We start from the raw sequence: 18,475 nt of genomic DNA, 5'->3' as shown, positions 1-18,475 counted from the left end.
TATCATTGTCACCCCTATATGTAAAAATAATTAAAATATAATAAAACCAATATAACATATATTATCACACTTATAAAAAAATAATAAGAGCACATACTAACCAAAGAAATAAAATAGGAGGATTCAAAATGAAAATCAAGCACTTTCTGTTAGTCATACTATGTACCTTATATGTATTATTAAACTGTATAACTCCTGTAAAATCCTTTTCAGAAGATTCACCTTCCATAAGAGGTAAATCGAACACATTGCCCGCCGGCAAGACAATATACCTCACTTTCGACGATGGTCCCAGCACAGAGGTTACCAGTAAAATACTGAATATTTTACAAGAAAAAAATGTAAAAGCAACTTTTTTTGTAATAGGATATAAAATAAACGGTCATGAAAAAATATTGAGAAGAATATACAATGAAGGGCACAGCATAGGACTTCATACCTATACACATAAGTACAGTAAAATATATTCGAGCCCTGATTCTTTTTTAAATGAAATGAATAAAACAGGTAAAGAGGTAAAAAACATCTTAGGATTTGCACCAAAAATAATAAGATTCCCAACTGGAAGCAAAGGGCATCTGGATGAATATCTTTTAGAGAAATTACATTCCTGTGGATATAAAATATATGATTGGAACCTATGTCTATCAGATGGCATAGATTACAGGACACCCGTTCAAAAACTATATAGTGAGGGCACAGAAAAATGTATCAATCCCAATAAAATATTCTTGCTTGCACACTGTGACAGCCAGAATAAAAACACTTGTAAGGTACTGCCAAAAATAATTGACTATTACATAAATTTAGGATATGAATTTAAAACTATCACAAGAAACACCCCCGAATACCATTTTAGAGTGTCAGAATATAACTAATTTACAGGAATAAGTTTATCCTCATTTAGGTCCCATTCATATGCCTTGCCATTTTTTTTATTTATATAATACCAACCGCTGGTGGCAGAATGATCCTCCATGCTGTCAAAAACTTGTATGACATAATAGTGTATATTATCTCTTACGGTCTCATGATCAAACACAAATTTAGTATTTTTATTTTTATCTCCATAACACTCCGAAGCTGTTTTCACCGCTTGTTCTACTGTAATATTTTTCTGTGAACCATCAGAAACACCAGCTTCACTCTTTACGGCGTTTTCAGTATCAGTAGAAGTACTTTTCTCGTACTTTTTCCCATTTTCTTTACTCTTCGATTTTTGTCCTGTTTTTTTATCAACATTTGTCACATCTGTTTTATTTTTTTTGCCATTGTTATATTTAGCTATTCTATATCTATAAATTCCAAAGCATATCACAGCAAATAAAATTATTGAAATTATAATATATACTTTCCTATGCCCCTTACTCAAAATATCAACTTCTCCTAACTTCCATATTTTAATTTTACTAATACACATAATTATATAATATCACAACTTTACACTGGGGATGATAAATCTCCAGTATAAAATTACCAAGGCTATTTCAATATTTTCAGCTCATTGCAAATATAGCTAAAAAGCCCTTTGTTTCTTGCATCCAATGCTCCGTCTATTAAGGTCAATAAAATTTCTCTATAGAACTCATCCCTCTCCCGCTTACTTAGGGGATCAACAATATAATTATCATAATATATAAAAGAATTATTTATTTGAGTTAAATACACACTTTTCAATATGTTTATATAAGAGGCCAGCTCTTTTCTAGAAATTACAAAAAACAATTTATTGCAATTATTTTTTGAAGATATTTTTATCATTCTTCTATTGAGAGAGACCAGCTCTATTTCCCCAAATTCTTCAACAACAAATTTTCTATACTTTATATCTAGACTTTTAAAAGATGTTAAAAATTTTATATATGCCATAAAATTTTTTCTATTAAATTTAAAATTATTTACAATGGTTTTAATCCCGCATCTTCTCTTGAAGGAAATTTCATATTCATTATATCCCCTGTCGTTTTCCACAGCAGAAATTAAAATAGCATCTACAAATCTGTCCATTGCCAAACTAGGGATAAGTTTTACTCCATATAGAAATTGCTTATTTTTATCGCTGGAAACAGTAAAATTGCTTATATTCATGATTATATCTCCCTTATTATATCTCCTTTTTACATTATTCCACTATTATAAACGAAAAAAGTAATTTTTTGCGTTTATACACAATATTAAAAAAGTTTAAAAAATATTTCTTCTAAATTCTTTTAGTATGTAATTAAAGGAATCCGATATAAAATCCGCTCTTGTCAATTCTTGATTTCCTGAATTTAAATTTTTAAAGGCCACACAATACATTCCAGCATTTTTCGAAGCTTCCACTCCATTTTTAGAATCCTCTATAACCATACAGCGCTTTGGCTCTACCTTTAGAAGTTCTGCTGCTTTTAAAAATATATCTGGAGAGGGCTTACTGTTTTTAACATCATCACCTGTCACAAATTTAGAAAAATATTTTTCCAGCTTAAACCTTTCAATAACATTTTCTATAACATTTTTGGGAGATGAAGATGCCACTGCCAACTTCAAGTTTTTTTCATAGAGAAATTTTATGAGTTCATCTACACCTTTTATGGGTTTTATGTCTTTGTTTTCTTTCAGGTTAGCTAAATACAATTCTCTATCCTTTCTTATCAATTCCTCCAGAGAATCAGATAATTTATACTTCTTTTTAATTATATTCCATTTGTAACCAGTTGTAACTCCTATAAAACCAAGCTGTTCTTCTTTGCTTATTTTTATACCATATTCAGCTAATAGATCATCATCTAGTTTTCTATGTAGCGGCTCACTATCTATGATGACCCCATCCATATCAAAAATAACTGCATCTATGAGCAATACACCAGCCTCCCTCTTATATCATGGTAAATTCATGTTTAAAAAATCAGAGCATACGCAGCTCTGATTTTTACATTATATTTAATCTTCATACAGGTAATCTCTAGTCATAGGCAATTCATTATTAAGGCCCTTGGTAAATAAAAATTGATGTATATCTACTACTCCATAATGAAATGACGCCGCACAAGCATTTAAATAAAGTCTCCACATTCTAATAAATCTATCATCTTTAATCTTTCTTATCTCATCCAAGTTATTTTCAAAATTTTCGGCCCAACACTTTAACGTCTTATAATAGTGCAGTCTTAAACTCTCTGCATCTACAAGATGAAGATCATTGTCTGCCATCAAGCTCACCAGCTCCCTTATGGATGGAATATATCCCCCTGGAAATATGTATTTTTTTATCCACTGATTTGCCTCTCCTTCTGTCTGTGCAGTAATACAATGAAGGAGAGATACTCCGCCTTCATTTAACATGTCTCTAATATCTTGCATATAAACAGGTAAATTTTTCCTTCCTGAATGTTCTATCATTCCCACACTTACTATTCTGTCAAATTTATCTGTCTTACCCACAAGTTCTCTATAATCCATTAATTTTATTTCAACTTTTCCCTCTAGATTATTATCTACAACTCTTTCAGAAGCTTTCTTAAACTGTTCCTGACTTAAAGTTACTCCAACTGCGTTTACGCCATATTTTTTTGCAGCTTCAATTACAAGTTCTCCCCAACCGCAGCCTATGTCCAAAAGCCTTTGACCTTCTTTTAGATTGAGTTTTTTTAGTATATAATTGACTTTATTTATCTGAGCTTGATAGATAGAATCATTTTCATTTTTAAAATAGGCACAGGAATATGTCATTGTTTTATCCAGCCATAGACTGTAGAAATCATTTCCCAAATCATAATGGTACTGTACATCTGTCTTGCTTTTCTTTAAAGTATTGGGAAGAACCTTATACAATTTTGAAAACATATCAGCTTTATTTAAAAAACTTTCCTTGTTTTTATACACCGATTCTATAATTTCTCTAATATTTCCCTCAAAATCCAATACATTGTCCATATAGGCTTCCCCTAAAGTGAGAAAAGGATCCCTAATAACATCTTTTTTAGATATATCTTTATTTATGAATATTTTAAATTTGGCTTCTCCCTCTCCATACTTCTCTTCCGTACCATCCCAGTACTTAACCTGAACAGTGTCTGAAAATATCTTTTTCAAAAACTCTCCAAAAAACATTTTGTCTAAATTCATATTACTACTACCTCTTTTCTTATACATAACCTATATATAAACAGGCAGATCCTCTTATTAAAAGAGCTTCTGCCAAATTTTCCAGAAAACATATATTACTAGTCTGATACAGACTTTAAATATTAACTTGACTCCTCAAGTTGAGGGTTTAATTTTTTAGGAGTATATATTTTTAAATTTTCTATTCTCTTTTCGTCTACTTTTTCCACTTTAAAAATCACATCTCCATACTCCACAGTATTTTCCTCTCCTTCTTTTGGAATACTTCCCAAAAGATCCATTACAAATCCTCCTATTGTATCCGAATTTTCCGATTTTAAGTCCAAATCTAAAAATTCGTTAACTTCATCTATAGACAATAGTCCACTTACAAGATAAGTGTTCTGATCAATTTTATTTATATACTGTTCATTATCGTCATACTCATCAAATATATTTCCCATTACCTCTTCAATCAAATCCTCTATGGTTACAATTCCTGAAAACCCTCCATACTCATCAATCAAAATAGCCATATGGTTTTTGGTCCCCTGAAGTTCTTTAAAAAGTACATCTATATTTTTATTTTCAGGTACGAAATAAGGTGCTCTAAGCATCGATTTTATATCTATATTACTCACCGGAGTTTTCATCAATTGAGCAAATAAATCCTTGATATAAAGTATACCCACTATATTGTCTATATCATCTTTATATACAGGTATTCTGGAATATTTTTCTTCAATTATACTCTCCACAGTACATGAATTCAAATCATCCATGTCTATGACGAATACTTCTGTTCTAGGAGTCATAACTTCCTTTGCCAGCTTATCATCAAATTTAAATACTCCCTCTATCATTTCCTTTTCAGACTGATTAAATACACCTGTTTCCTGACCCTCTTCAAGCATAGATCTGATTTCCTCTTCAGATACCCTATTCTCAATATCCTCTGTACTTACATTAAACAATTTCATAAGAATGGCAGTAGAACCCGATAACAATTTCACAAATGGCAGCATCAATTTACTTATAAACAAAATAGGCTTTACGAAAGCCATTGACATGGCCTCTGAATTTTGAAGTGCAATTCTCTTGGGAAGTAATTCTCCAAAAACAAGAGTTATATATGACAGCAGTAGTGTAATCACAATTACAGATACCTTATCACTGTAGGGTACACCCATTTCATCTAAAAAAAATGCAAATTTTGTCGACAGTGTGGTAGCTGCAAATGCACTGGCAAAAAAACCAGCAAGAGTTATTCCCACCTGTATAGTAGCTAAGAAATTATTAGGTTCCTTTAATAATTTCAGTATTATTTCTGCCTTTTCGTCCCCCTGTTCTGCTAAATAGTTTATCCTGCTCCTATTTAAAGCAACTATAGCCATTTCTATGGCTGAAAAAAATGCATTAATCACCGTGAGTATTAATATCAACATAAGTTCGAATACTATACTCTGCCAGGTAACGTCCATGCTAAATCAAACATCCTTTCATTTATTTCCTAAGATAATAAATAGGAATTAGATGATAAGTCTAATTCCTGCAATAAAATTCCTCACTATGCTAAATATTATAACCTTGTAACCATTCTTATCATTATAAAACGAATTTTATTGTAAATAATTGGTGCAGGTGAAGGGATTTGAACCCCCACGCCATAGGCGCTAGATCCTAAGTCTAGTGCGTCTGCCAATTCCGCCACACCTGCATATAAAAATAAATACTAGGATTTTATCATATTAATCTTACCCTCACAATTTATAATCTCAGTTCAATGGTGGCTTACCGGGGAATCGAACCCCGGACACCATGATTAAAAGTCATGTGCTCTACCAACTGAGCTAGTAAACCTCTGGCTGGGATGGCAGGATTTGAACCTACGAATGATGGAGTCAAAGTCCACTGCCTTACCACTTGGCTACACCCCAATAATTAAACTTATATTTACAACAAAATAAATAAAACATCTATAAAATAATTCCGTATTTAAATTAGAATTTTTTGTAACTGTAAATTAAATTATAAAGCACAATTTTTGGAATGTCAATAGCCTTTACCGTGCCAATTTAGGCAAGTAAGCCAGCTTATTATCAGAATATGTAAACAAGTTATCTTATTACATATTAACTTTCCCTTTTTTCTAAAAACATATTTATACATTCCGGCGGCATTGGCTTGCCAAAATAATATCCTTGAATTTTATTACAATTTTCCTCCTCTAGATATCGAATCTGTTCTTCCATCTCCACACCCTCTGCTACCACTTCTAACTTCATCTTATGGGCAAGTTTTATTATCTCTCCAGTTATAATGTTTTCATAAGCTCCCTTGCATATACCATCTATAAAAGTTTTGTCAATTTTAAGAGTATTTATGGGAATGCTCTTTAAATAGTTTAAAGAAGAATATCCACTTCCAAAATCATCTAGTGCTACTCTAACTCCCATATTTTTAAGTTCAGTTATCACTCTTAAACTCCAATCAAAGGACTCCATCATGACACTTTCTGTTATTTCTATTTCCAAATATTCAGGTTTTAAGCCTGTTTCTTCTAAAACATTTCTAACTGTATTGATAAAATTATCATTTTTAAGTTGTATTGTAGAAACATTTATGGATATGAAATCATAGGAATACCCCCTGTTTTTCCACAACTTATTTTGTCTGCACGCAGTTTTAAGGACCCACTCGCCTATAGGTACTATAAGTCCTGTCTCTTCTGCAAGGCTTATAAATTCCATAGGCATTATCCAGCCAAACTTAGAACTGTTCCACCTAATTAGGGCCTCAAATCCAACTACCCTTCTAGTTCTCATATCAACTTGGGGTTGATAATACAGTATAAATTCATTATCTTTTATTGCCTTTCTCAACCCTCTTTCCAATTCCGTTTTCCTTAAGATCTCATCATACATATATTTTTCAAATAATATATATGTATTTTTACCTATTAATTTAGCTCTATTTAATGCTATATCAACATTTCTAATCAACTTCGCAGCTTCTCCTCCATCTCTGGGGAAAATCGTTATGCCTATATTAACTGATACCAGGACTTCATTTCCATCAAAACTCCACAGTCCACTAATAGTATCAACTATATGTTGAGCCAAATCTTTTAATTCTATTCCACCATCTATTTTTTGCTTTAAGAGTAAAAATCCATCTCCACCCATCCTTGAAACTATTCCAATGTCCAATTTTTTTAAGGTGTTTCCTATTCTTTTTAACAATTTATCGCCGTATTCGTATCCAAAAATATCATTTATACTTTTAAAATTATTTAATTCAATTTGAAATATTGAAAAACTACTTTGTGAATACATTTTAATTTGCTTTTCAATTTTTTTCATAAAATAATTGAAATTATATAGTTCAGTTAGCCTATCATAATAAGCTATTTTCTCCACCTTTTTATATTTAAACTCCAGTTTAGTTAATACCATAAATTCATTGTAAAAAAAATTGATAATTTTTTTTATATTTTTCTTTGAGACAATAGAATACTTATTATTTATTAATTCAATTTTACTTAACTTTCCTACATAATCACTTTTGTTGCAATCTTCTTTAAAAAATATTGGATTTAAAAAAATTGTTGCAATATGTTTTTTATTTACAATTATAGGTATACCTATATAAATCAAGCCATTTTTATGTTTATAAACACCTATCTTATTTCGCCCATTAATCCGAGAAAGTATACGCTCCTCATATGTCACAAATTCTGGGTTAGGATATAAATGAGACTTAAAGGGGACATTAAACATGTCTCCATTAGTATATTTTACTAAACATGATATTCCTGTTATAGAAAAAAAACTTTCCATTAAATTTTCAAGTTCATTCATGTTTATTATATTCGGTAATCCATCTCCCATATTAACACCAACTTTCATCTATACTACATCTTTTCTTACCTGTAAATCCTATTTCAATAAATACTGCAACTGTGTTATCATATATGCTATATGCAACAATTTAACTAATTTATCCTGTAGAAAGCTTATTTTATTTTAAATACCCCATATCTATTATATGTTTTACAAAAAGTGCATATGATTATTTTGCAAATTATGGATTATCTTTTAATCAAATTTCATATTTTTCAATTTATCCTTAAACAGATCTCCCAATGTAATTTTATCACCAGAATCATTTAAATACTTTTTAAAATTCTCCTTAGGACTATCTACAGCTTCTTTTATACTAAGTGACATTCTATTGGCATCTGCATCTATGTTGAGTATTTTAACCTGTACTTCATCTCCTATATTTAAAACATCCGAAGGTTTTACAATATGATCCTGAGATATCTCAGATATATGTACAAACCCTTCCAATCCATCTTCAATTTCCACAAAAACACCTATATTTATAATTTTAGTTATAGTTCCCTTAACTATGTCATCTATTTTATATCTTTCATTTACTTTATCCCAGGGACTATTTCCCATGGCCTTCATAGAAAGTGAAATTCTATTTCTTTCTCTGTCAGTATCCATTACACAGACTTTAACACGTTCCCCCACTGATACTACTTCCGCAGGGTTTTTTATCCTCTTCCAGGAAAGTTGTGATATATGAACTAATCCCTCTACACCGCCTAAATCAACAAATGCTCCAAACCCCGTAATCCTGCTTACGATTCCCTCTATTTTATCACCTTTATGTATATTGTTCCATAACTGATCCGCTTTTTTTTCAAGTTCTAACTGCTCAACTTCCTTCCTTGACAGCACTATCTTATGCTTGTTTTTATCCAGTTCAATCACCTTTACGGCTAATGTCCTATTTAGAAAATCGTTCAGATTGTCTACATACTTTACTGACAGCTGAGATGCCGGTATAAAAGCTCTAAAGCCATATAATTCTGCCAATACTCCCCCTTTTACCACTTTCTTTACAATTACATCAAAGGCTTCTCCCCTTTTAAACGAATCTTCAACCTTATTCCAATTTCTTATTTCATCAGCCTTTATCTTCGAAAGCAGCAATCCATCTTCTCCATTATTTAAACTCATTATATATACGTATATTTCATCTCCAACTTTTAAAAGTTCTTCCATATTTATATTTTCTTCACTGCATATTTCATTTTTAGGCAGTATTCCATCCACCATATATCCAATACTTATTACAGCCTCTTTATCATTTACGGAAATCACTTTTCCCTTTACTATCTCTCCGTTTTTTACATTTCCCATAGTTGAATCAATTTGATCGATAACTTCATCCATTGAATTTACTTCCTTGTCACACGCCATTAAAATATCTCTCCTTTTCATTTATACTTACAGCCAACAGTTATATTTTATCACAAATAATGGCCCTAAGGTAATAATTTAAATATCCTTATAACTTCTATATCCCAAAATTGGATCTGCACTCTCCACTGCTTTTACAATGGCCTTTTCTACCACCTCAGCAGCTAAGAATCCAGCCACACTCAAATCCGACTTTACCTTTCCAGTAGCCATGGTAAATATAGTATCTCCATCAAACATGGAATGGGCAGGTCTTATTGCTCTTCCATATCCATCCTGGGCCATGGATGCCATCTTGTTCATTTCAGATTTTGTAAAGCTTCCATTGGTTACTACCACACCAATAGTGGTATTCCCACTAAACAGATTTTTTTTCTGGGAATACATTTTCATCATTATATTTTCGGTACCTGCGAAAGATTTTCCGTCCTTTCTCAATGCGCCTGCTATTATATTCCCACTTTTACTATCTATCACATCTCCAAGACAATTCACTGCAACTATCGCGCCAACTTTAAGCTCTCCCACTTGAAGAGCATAAGACCCAAGTCCCCCTTTCATTGCATATTCATCTCCCAGTATTTTACCTACAGTTGCTCCAGCTCCTGCACCTATATTTCCATTTTTACATAAATTAAATTCAGAATTTATACAGGCCTTATATCCCATGGATTTATCAGGTCTTATTTTGCAATCACCTATATCGAGATCAAATAGTACAGCCTCACATACTATAGGTACTTTTGTAACATTTACGTCAAATCCAATATCTCTCTCCTCCAAATACTGCATTACACCACCTGCTGCATCCAATCCAAAAGCACTTCCTCCTGCGAGAACCACTGCATGTATTCTATCTACTAAGTTAACAGGATTTAAAAGATCCGTCTCACGTGTACCTGGAGATCCTCCTCTTACGTCCACTCCAGCAGATGCACCCTTTTCACATATAACTACAGTACATCCTGTAGGTCCCTCTAAATTTTCAGCATTTCCTATTCTTATTTCATCTATACTATTGAATAAAATTTTTTTCATATCTACCTCCACACTATAAAACCCCAAGCCAGCAAAAGCTCAGGGTTAATTTCATATCTCATTTGATTAAAAAATAAACTTATTTATGTCTTATTTTAGTAACAGCAGTAACAACGGATACTGCAATAAGTACAGATAAAATCATTTCAGGTATTCCGTTTGTAAAAGCTACCGCCAATATCCCCTTTTTAGCCGCACTTAAACTTATATTCAATGCCTTTGAATAGGGCCCTAAGTATATAAGATATATCATTCCCAGCACACCTGCAGTGTTTATAAGTGAGCCAGCAGCAGCAGCTATTCCCACAGGCAAAAACCTGTTTTTCATCTTTATAGCCCTAAACACATAATAACTCCCTAATCCTATCAGTATTCTTGGTAGAACCGATACCAATGGATTCATAAACACAAAAGAAACAGGAGTAGGTGTAGTTATAGATTGAATTACACTGAATATACCAAAAATAAGCCCCACCATAGCGCCTACCAATGGTCCTTCCAAAATAGCACCTATTATAACAGGAACATGCATTATAGTAGCTTTCACCGGCGGAATAGGTATAAAACCCAATCCCGTTACACCAAGTACAATAGAAATTGCAGACAGCATGCCAATTACAGTAATCTGCCTAACACTGAGCTTTGACCATCCTTTAACTTGTCTTTCCATAAACCTTCTCCGTTGTTATTCATTACGATATAACACGGAACCTCCTTTATAAAATTTAGTTCAGTTTTTTAATAAATACTGACGACTTTATTTTATCACTTTTAACAAAAAATACAATAAATTAGTTAAAAAAAACACAATGTCTTTTAGTCCCTGTATATTGGGAATCCTTCTTTAAAATATTCTTCAGGATACAATAAATCCATTACCTTTTTTTTACTGCATTTCCCATCTTCCATAAATACATCAGGTATTCCACTCAAATTTACCCTTATGTTTTCCAGCGGAAATATATCACATATATTTTCTATACATTCAGCTGCAGAATTATTCTTCGATTTTTTTACATATTCCAATATATTATTTCCACTTAACCAACCTGATTCTCTGTACTCCTCATCGTAATTTATTACAGTGCATTTCAATTTATTTTTATCATTTCCAGATATAGAGGACATAAAAAAAGTTTTGACCATAATATCATCTAACGGCAGACTATAACCTGCAAAAACTATATGCTTTGCATTTTTCATAAGAAGCCCCATTTCAGTTTTAAGCTCTTCTAGTGTTGGCACACTTCTTTTCTTGGAAAGGCTCTGTATTATGAGAGTCATATCATAGGGGTAAGTTATCTGCCCACAATAGGGACATTCTATGGCTCCTCTCTTATATATTTTCTCTTTTTGCGTAGTATATCTCCAATTTTTCTGCAATGGTTTTAGAATAGATGGGCCAAAAATTTCTGTAGACAATCTATTCCATTTCTTCGCAAAACTAATTATTGATTTTCCACATTCAGGGCAAATTCTGGATCCAAACATACCATGTGGAAACAATATTTTTCCTATTCTTATTATCCTGGAAGGATAATTATAATCATTTATACCTTTGCACTGAGGTTCATCTGTAACATACCATATACCGGATTCATTGCCATCCAATTGAGCAGAAGAAATTTGAGTCCCAAAATCATCATACAGTTGCAATTTTAAACCATCTTTTAGTTTAACTGGATTTTGATTTTTCTCTTTATGGGCATTAAACAGATTCCAAAGAATTATAGGATCCCAATTAAAAGATATTATAGCATAGGAATAAAGGTAAAAACGTCTGGTATCCCTTCTATAGCCTCTGTTCTCAAATTCCTGAGCCTCTTCTATCATAAGTTCTGTAAGTATCTTTGCAAATTGATAATAAGGTTCCATTTTTTCTCTATCCGTATAACCAGGAGTATTTTGTATGCTAAATCTCTCCAATTCTTCAATAATCAAAATAAGACATCTTTTGGCTGCCTGAACTCTTTCCGCTCTCAAAAATTGTGTTTTCCCATGAAGAAAAGCATTAAATCCCATATTATTGTCAATAAGCTGATCGAGCATGGTAAAAAGCTCATGCATATTAAGTTTGTCATTAGTACTTATTATAGCTTCAAGGGCTTTTAAATCATATATCTTTGATATTTTAGTGTCTTTAATTAAATCTTCTACAATTAGTTTTTTAAAAGCATTGGATAATTTTTCATCTTTCCCATTTAAGAAAGAAAAATCCTTTTTACTAATTTTTAAAACAAGCCTCATCAACTCGTTAGTTGCATGAAGTCCTAAACTTTTAGTCGCACCAGCCCCCCAAAGTATAACGGTTTCAGGCCAATATTTTTCAGGCATGATTCATATCCTTCCTTTTTTTTAATTAATCAAGTGATCCTCATGATCATTTTTACAATATTATAACCTAATATTAAAATATTTAAAATACAAAAATGCACTTATTCATTCACAATAAGTGCATTTTTAAAGGGATTAGATATGTTTAAGTTAACACCAACATATATAAAAAGGGACTTCTGAAAGAAGTCCCTAATTACCATATTACAAAGCTCTGTTATTAAAAATAACATCAGCATCACAATTGATAAATCCTTCCCTCCGAAAGATTCTTATGCATACAGGTACAGGCAGGTCTCCTGACTATCGGCTCATCCTCTTTTTTCCTTCCCGGAACAATCCAGTGAAAAATTAAAATTGTCACCTCATACAGTAGCGGGGGCTGTAATGGTATTTCACCATATTCCCTTTTAATTATCATTTAAACCATATACCCTATTATTAAGTTATGCATTCATTATATACCTACCATTTATATACGTCAAGCAACTTTTTTTACACTTTTCCCAATCATATTGAGCAAATGACAGTTACTTTAATCCTTCTTCATAAGCCTGTATCATTTTCTTCACCATCTGTCCTCCGATGGATCCTGCCTCCCTGGATGTAATATCTCCATTATATCCATTTTTTAGACTTACTCCTACTTCTCTAGCTGCTTCCATTTTAAATCTATTGAGACCTTCCTTTGCCTCTGGAATCAAAGATTTATTTCCATTTCTTGCCATAGTGAATTCCTCCTTATTTCATATAGATTTTTTATTGAAGTATTTTATTGATTGTGTATTTAGAGTTTATGTAATTTAACGTTTTATAAACTATTAAATTAATAGCAAATATGAAAAAATCACTGAAATCTTGTTAAAAATTCCAGTGATTTTGGTTTTATTTAAATTATACCTGTTTAATTGCTCCCCTTTTCACTGCCACATTTATTATATTGAATAAGACCGCACCTACTACAGTATTTACAACAGCTGCAGGCAAAACTACACTTAAAAATAATGCTGTAAAGCTAGCTCCAAGTCCTACCGTAAACAAAACTACCGTTAAGAATGTAGTACCGCTTACTATCGTTCCAACTGCTGTAGCCAGTATTATATTTATCTGATTGCTTATTCTATCTCTAAAAGGCTTTATTAAGACAAACATCACATTTATAGTTATGAATTTATCAATTACATTGGCAAATTGCCCTCCTGGAAAAGTTGAAGTTGCTGCTGCTAATATTCCCGCTATAACACCTGAACAAACGCAGGTCTTGTAATCTTTATTAAATATAAGTATTATAAAAAGCATTGCAAGGGATATATCAGGTTTCATACCAAATAAAATTGGAGGCACTATCTGATGCAGTACTGCACCAACTGCAAGTAATATGGAATTTATAATCATTTTTTTTAAGTTCATAATTGATACACTCCTAAAATTATAATTTTAAATACTAAATTCTAAGACAGTGATGTAATCTATATATATTTTTTATATATTCATTTCAAAGCATAACAAACACCACCAATTTTCAAATTTTTCCCATTAAAAAACTCCATCCTAGAAAACTAGGACGGAGATATCCGCGGTACCACCTAAATTGTGTTTATTTAAAAACACCTCTCTTTCAGATACAAACATATCCTATCCGTTATAACGTACGGCTGACGTTAACCACTACTTTCTACCTTGAGTAGATTTCAATTTACTCCTCTTAGGTCCATTCACTACATACTCAGTATTGGGATTCCACCTTTTCCAACTCTCTGTCACTTAACTACATAGTTACTCTTCCTCGTCAAAGGATTTAATATTTAAATTAAAAATATAATATCACTTGTTTTTCATAATGTCAACACATATTTTTTCAAACCAAGATTTAACCCAGATTATTTTTTATTTTGATAATTGAATTGTCATTTTTATCAAATAGTTCTCTATAACAGTAATTTATTATATCACTTCTCTTTATTATACCTATAAATACATTTTTATCATCTATTACCGGCACAAAATTTTGATTTACAGCAAGTGATATTAAATCCTTCATGTCAGAATTGATTCTAACCGATTTATTATTCATACGGGTTGAAATTTCCTTTAGGAGCACTTTGTTTGTATTTTTAAAGTTCAAATCAGGAGTGTTCTTAAGCTTCCAAAGTAAATCACCCTCTGTAAGAGTTCCCACATATTTTCCCTTGTCATCAATAAGAGGAATAGCTGTATACCTATACAGCTCCATTCTCTCCAACGCTTGTCTCATAGTCGAATTTGGTGTTTCATAAACTACTTCTGCCTTAGGTGTGAGAAAAAATGCTATATTCATACGTTTTTACCCCTCAATGCCTTTATTTAATACTCAATTTCAAAATTAAATATAGTAACTCAATTAGATAACTTCAGTGTTCATAAAAATTCAAGCCCTATTAATAGGCCAATTATCAATGTCAATATTTAAAATAAAAACATATAGATTTTATATGATAATCGGCCTAACAGCCTTGGATTTTAGAAAATGTTACTTTGAACATTCAGCTTCTACTTGAAGTAATTTTCTAAGTACGTCCTCTATATCATCCACTAATTTTTCATCAATTTTTATATTGTCCTCATTTACAGCATCAACTGCAATTTTCAAGCCCTTAGTTATATTACTTATTTCCTCCAGCGTTAACAACATAAGTATATTCTCTTTCATGTCAATAACCCCCTTATCTAACTTAATTTTTTAGAAAGTGACTATATCTATTATCCCTTTTATATTTTGTAAAACTTAAGTTAATATAAAGTGCTTATTTAGAGATAATTTATAAATTAGTGTCCAGTAAATATTTTTTATATTAAACAGCAAATTAAAGTAAATTAACCTGCTGTTTATTTTTTAATTATAACTGATATTACCATTATTTAAAATACAATTTTAAAACTGTTATTAGAAATTCGCTATAAAATCATAATATTCTTCCATCATATATTCTGTGTATATCTTTCTTCCCATAAGCCTGTATATTACGTCAAAACTCCTATATCCTTCTTTGTGCAATTTACAATCCTTTAAAAGTTTTTTCAACATACCCTTGTTTATTTGAAGAAGAGCAATTAATTCATCCAACGTATAGAACTCTTTGTAAAGCAAGTTTTTAAGTTTTTGCTGCATCTCCAGCTTATATTTCAAATCCAATTTTCTATTCTTATGAGGTCCATAATCTCCCCTATGATGCTCAGGACATAAATACTTAAAGTTTAAAGGGAAATCCACACCCCCCTGACTTTTATAAACTATATGATGCCTATCCGCTGGTCTACCACATATTTGGCATTTTAACAATTTCTTCCCTCCCAGTTTTTTATAATGGATTTTTATTATAACTTCTATTAACATTATAACACAGGTTATGCTGTATTACACTTATAAAAATTTGTGAATTAACTAAATTATTTTTTATTATTCTTTAAATTTTTAATAAAAACCACCAAAAGGAAAATAAATAATGCTACAAAAATAGGCACTGCAGAATAGTATATTATCTTATCGAAATCAATATTCATTAACTCAGTCCCCTCTTCATATACTCTAATACTTATAGAGTTTCTACATTAAAAATGAAATTCCTTTAAAAATTATAAATTAAATTTAGCTACTTCACAAAAATATTCAAATTTTGATGAAGCAGCTATTAATTACTATAATTTACTCTATATGATTATTATATTCTTTAATAAGCCCCTTTCTATAGGCTATCAAAAGCTTTTCCAAATCAGCTATCTGCTTTTTCAGCTCTTTCCCTATATCCGTATCTGCCACCCTTTTTCTCTTAGCTACATGTTCCAAAATTACAGTAGAAGATATAATATCTTTGTCTTCTTCTATGGCATTTTTTATAGCTGAAAAAGGTTCATGAGAAGTAAGCAGTAATCCATAAGAATTATATATAAGTGTATATCCTGCAATTCCAGTTTCAGGCTGATATGCTTTGCAGAAGCCGCCATCTATTACAAGCAGCCGTCCATTTGCCTTTATAGGGCTTTCTCCTTCCTTAGTCTTTACGGGAATATGACCATTTATAATATGGGAAGTATCCGGGTCTAAATTGAATTCTGACAGTATATTCTTACATACCTGTTCGTTATCCCTGTATTGGTAGTAATAATTTTTAGGCTCATAATGCGCCTCCTTATCATCAATAAAATATCTTTCAAAAGTGGTCATTCTGGTTTTCCCAAACATAGGTGAATCCTCCCCACACCACATGTACCACATCATGTCCATTGCATATCTTTTTGCAGGACTGTTGGGCTTGAAAAAATAGGCATCTCTGGCTATACGATCATATCTGTCCAGAAGTTCTTTCCCCCTGTAGCTTATTTTTCCTATTTTAACTTCTCTAAGACTTCCATCCTTATTGAGGGGAACGCATCCATGATAGAGAAGATTGGAATTATAAACCAGATACATACTGCCTTTTCCATATAAAAATTTAATATGTCTCTGGAGCTTATCACTGTTTACAAAAGAATCTGTCAACTTTTGAATGATTTCCTGTTCCCTGTCCGTCAACTTATAGGGATCACTCCAATCAACAGTTGGAAAACTAGTGTCATTTAATTTATAAGTATGACCATATAAAGTTATTTCCCATTTTTTTCTGTCTATCTTATCTAATAACAATCTATCTTCCATCTTAAATTCAGGATGCCTCTTTATTATCTGACCTTCTATCTTAAACTGCATTATGGCAATAGCCTTGTGCATCTTTGCCAAAAGCTGTAATTCATTTTCATTTATCTTCTTGTCCAATATTTTCGGTATAAAACTTTTACAAGGATCATCATTATAAAACTCCAGGGCAAAAGTCGCAAGTGGAAGCAAATTTATTCCATAACCATCCTCTACAGTTTTTAGATTAGCATATCTAAGAGATATCCTGAGTACATTTGCCACGCAGGATCTGCAGCCGGAAGCCGCTCCCATCCAGAGCATATCGTGATTTCCCCATTGAATATCTACGGAATGATTATCCATAAGGGCATCCATTATTATTTCAGCTCCAGGTCCTCTGTCATATATGTCTCCTATAATATGAAGTCTATCCACTACCAGCCTCTGTATTACATTGGATATTGCTATGATAAATTCAGGAGCGCGATCTATGTCTATAATAGTTTTTATTATACCATTATAATAAGCTTGTTTGTCCACTCTATCTTCCTGCTCATGAAGAAGTTCCTCTATTATATATGAAAAATCCTCAGGTAAAGCCTTCCTAACTTTGGAGCGGGTATATTTTGAAGATACATTTTTGCACAATTCAATGAGCTGGTATAAGGTCACTCTATACCAATCCTGAAGATTTACCTCTTTTTCTTTGATGAGCTCTAACTTCCTTTCCGGATAATACACTACTGCAGCCAATGCCGCTTTTTGTTTTTCACTAAGCGAATTTCCGAATACATCATCTATTTTTCTCTTTATTACTCCAGAGGCATTTCTAAGCATGTGGGTAAAGGATTCATATTCTCCATGAATATCACTTATAAAGTGTTCCGTAGCTTTAGGCAAATTCAATATAGCTTCAAGGTTTATAATTTCCGTACTTGCGCTGGAAATTGTAGGATATTCTTTGGATAATAATTGAAGATATCTTAAATCTTTTTCTATTATATCTAAATTGTTTTCATCATAGAAAATCATATTTACTTTCTCCTTCTTAAAATATTATAGATATAAAAATGATATACTATAATAT

Annotated in this window: 17 protein-coding genes, 3 tRNA genes, 1 riboswitch and 1 other annotated feature; of the genes, 1 reads left to right on the top strand and 19 read right to left on the bottom strand. The window is 31.8% G+C overall.

What is annotated here, in order from left to right:
• Nucleotides 1-128: 128 nt before the first annotated feature.
• Nucleotides 129-878: a polysaccharide deacetylase family protein gene (locus tag J5G60_RS03370; RefSeq protein ID WP_150356900.1), complete on the top strand. Its 750-nt coding sequence runs from the start codon at nt 129-131 to the stop codon at nt 876-878.
• On the opposite strand, the gene J5G60_RS03365 is transcribed toward J5G60_RS03370, so the two are convergent.
• The 19 genes from J5G60_RS03365 to J5G60_RS03275 all read right to left on the bottom strand — a co-directional run bounded on the left by J5G60_RS03365 (nt 875) and on the right by J5G60_RS03275 (nt 18,420).
• The gene (locus J5G60_RS03365) at nt 875-1,372 is read right to left on the bottom strand and encodes a hypothetical protein (RefSeq protein WP_150356901.1); all 498 of its coding nucleotides are present in this window, start codon (nt 1,370-1,372) and stop codon (nt 875-877) included. The genes J5G60_RS03370 and J5G60_RS03365 overlap by 4 nt on opposite strands.
• A gap of 110 nt (nt 1,373-1,482) precedes the next feature.
• Nucleotides 1,483-2,088, bottom strand: coding sequence for an IDEAL domain-containing protein (locus J5G60_RS03360; protein WP_150356902.1), 606 nt, complete (start codon nt 2,086-2,088; stop codon nt 1,483-1,485).
• A gap of 96 nt (nt 2,089-2,184) precedes the next feature.
• Nucleotides 2,185-2,844 carry an HAD family hydrolase gene (locus J5G60_RS03355; RefSeq protein WP_236035095.1) on the bottom strand — a complete coding sequence of 220 codons (660 nt, stop codon included), beginning with the start codon at nt 2,842-2,844 and terminating at the stop codon, nt 2,185-2,187.
• A gap of 81 nt (nt 2,845-2,925) precedes the next feature.
• Entirely contained in the window at nt 2,926-4,110 is a 1,185-nt protein-coding gene (locus J5G60_RS03350; RefSeq protein ID WP_150356903.1) for an SAM-dependent methyltransferase, read from the bottom strand.
• A 122-nt stretch (nt 4,111-4,232) separates the two neighbouring features.
• Entirely contained in the window at nt 4,233-5,570 is a 1,338-nt protein-coding gene (locus J5G60_RS03345) for a hemolysin family protein (protein WP_150356904.1), read from the bottom strand.
• A gap of 152 nt (nt 5,571-5,722) precedes the next feature.
• Nucleotides 5,723-5,806 (bottom strand) — tRNA-Leu (locus tag J5G60_RS03340).
• A gap of 67 nt (nt 5,807-5,873) precedes the next feature.
• Nucleotides 5,874-5,949: transfer RNA gene (locus tag J5G60_RS03335), tRNA-Lys, on the bottom strand.
• Between the two features lie 2 nt (nt 5,950-5,951).
• Nucleotides 5,952-6,026, bottom strand: a tRNA-Gln gene (locus J5G60_RS03330).
• Between the two features lie 195 nt (nt 6,027-6,221).
• On the bottom strand, nt 6,222-7,997 hold the full coding sequence (locus J5G60_RS03325) for an EAL domain-containing protein (RefSeq protein ID WP_150356905.1): 1,776 nt from the start codon (nt 7,995-7,997) through the stop codon (nt 6,222-6,224).
• A 189-nt stretch (nt 7,998-8,186) separates the two neighbouring features.
• Nucleotides 8,187-9,365, bottom strand: coding sequence for a 30S ribosomal protein S1 (gene rpsA / locus J5G60_RS03320; RefSeq protein WP_150356906.1), 1,179 nt, complete (start codon nt 9,363-9,365; stop codon nt 8,187-8,189).
• A gap of 78 nt (nt 9,366-9,443) precedes the next feature.
• The gene (locus tag J5G60_RS03315) at nt 9,444-10,403 is read right to left on the bottom strand and encodes a P1 family peptidase (RefSeq protein ID WP_150356907.1); all 960 of its coding nucleotides are present in this window, start codon (nt 10,401-10,403) and stop codon (nt 9,444-9,446) included.
• A 79-nt stretch (nt 10,404-10,482) separates the two neighbouring features.
• On the bottom strand, nt 10,483-11,073 hold the full coding sequence (locus J5G60_RS03310; protein ID WP_150356908.1) for an ECF transporter S component: 591 nt from the start codon (nt 11,071-11,073) through the stop codon (nt 10,483-10,485).
• A gap of 146 nt (nt 11,074-11,219) precedes the next feature.
• A complete protein-coding gene (locus tag J5G60_RS03305; protein WP_150356909.1) occupies nt 11,220-12,737 on the bottom strand; it encodes a hypothetical protein in 1,518 nt (505 codons plus the stop codon).
• Nucleotides 12,738-13,009: 272 nt separating this feature from the next.
• A riboswitch (cobalamin riboswitch) is annotated at nt 13,010-13,184 on the bottom strand.
• 83 nt (nt 13,185-13,267) lie between these two features.
• Nucleotides 13,268-13,465, bottom strand: a complete 198-nt coding sequence (locus tag J5G60_RS03300) for an alpha/beta-type small acid-soluble spore protein (protein WP_150356910.1) — start codon at nt 13,463-13,465, stop codon at nt 13,268-13,270.
• A 166-nt stretch (nt 13,466-13,631) separates the two neighbouring features.
• Complete coding sequence (locus tag J5G60_RS03295; RefSeq protein ID WP_150356911.1) at nt 13,632-14,147, bottom strand: tryptophan transporter; 516 nt, start codon at nt 14,145-14,147, stop codon at nt 13,632-13,634.
• Nucleotides 14,148-14,294: 147 nt separating this feature from the next.
• Nucleotides 14,295-14,539 (bottom strand) — a binding site (T-box leader).
• 68 nt (nt 14,540-14,607) lie between these two features.
• Nucleotides 14,608-15,054 (bottom strand): CBS domain-containing protein, encoded by a 447-nt coding sequence (locus tag J5G60_RS03290; protein WP_150356912.1) that lies wholly within the window; start codon nt 15,052-15,054, stop codon nt 14,608-14,610.
• A 192-nt stretch (nt 15,055-15,246) separates the two neighbouring features.
• Nucleotides 15,247-15,426: a hypothetical protein gene (locus tag J5G60_RS03285; RefSeq protein ID WP_150356913.1), complete on the bottom strand. Its 180-nt coding sequence runs from the start codon at nt 15,424-15,426 to the stop codon at nt 15,247-15,249.
• Between the two features lie 234 nt (nt 15,427-15,660).
• Nucleotides 15,661-16,056 (bottom strand): HNH endonuclease, encoded by a 396-nt coding sequence (locus J5G60_RS03280; RefSeq protein ID WP_150356914.1) that lies wholly within the window; start codon nt 16,054-16,056, stop codon nt 15,661-15,663.
• A 363-nt stretch (nt 16,057-16,419) separates the two neighbouring features.
• Nucleotides 16,420-18,420, bottom strand: coding sequence for a fructose-1,6-bisphosphatase (locus J5G60_RS03275; RefSeq protein WP_150356915.1), 2,001 nt, complete (start codon nt 18,418-18,420; stop codon nt 16,420-16,422).
• Nucleotides 18,421-18,475: the final 55 nt, after the last annotated feature.

The organism is Clostridium sp. HV4-5-A1G, from assembly GCF_900184915.1.
Lineage (GTDB): Bacteria > Bacillota > Clostridia > Clostridiales > Clostridiaceae > Clostridium_B > Clostridium_B aromativorans.
This window is presented reverse-complemented; position numbering and strand designations above follow the sequence as displayed.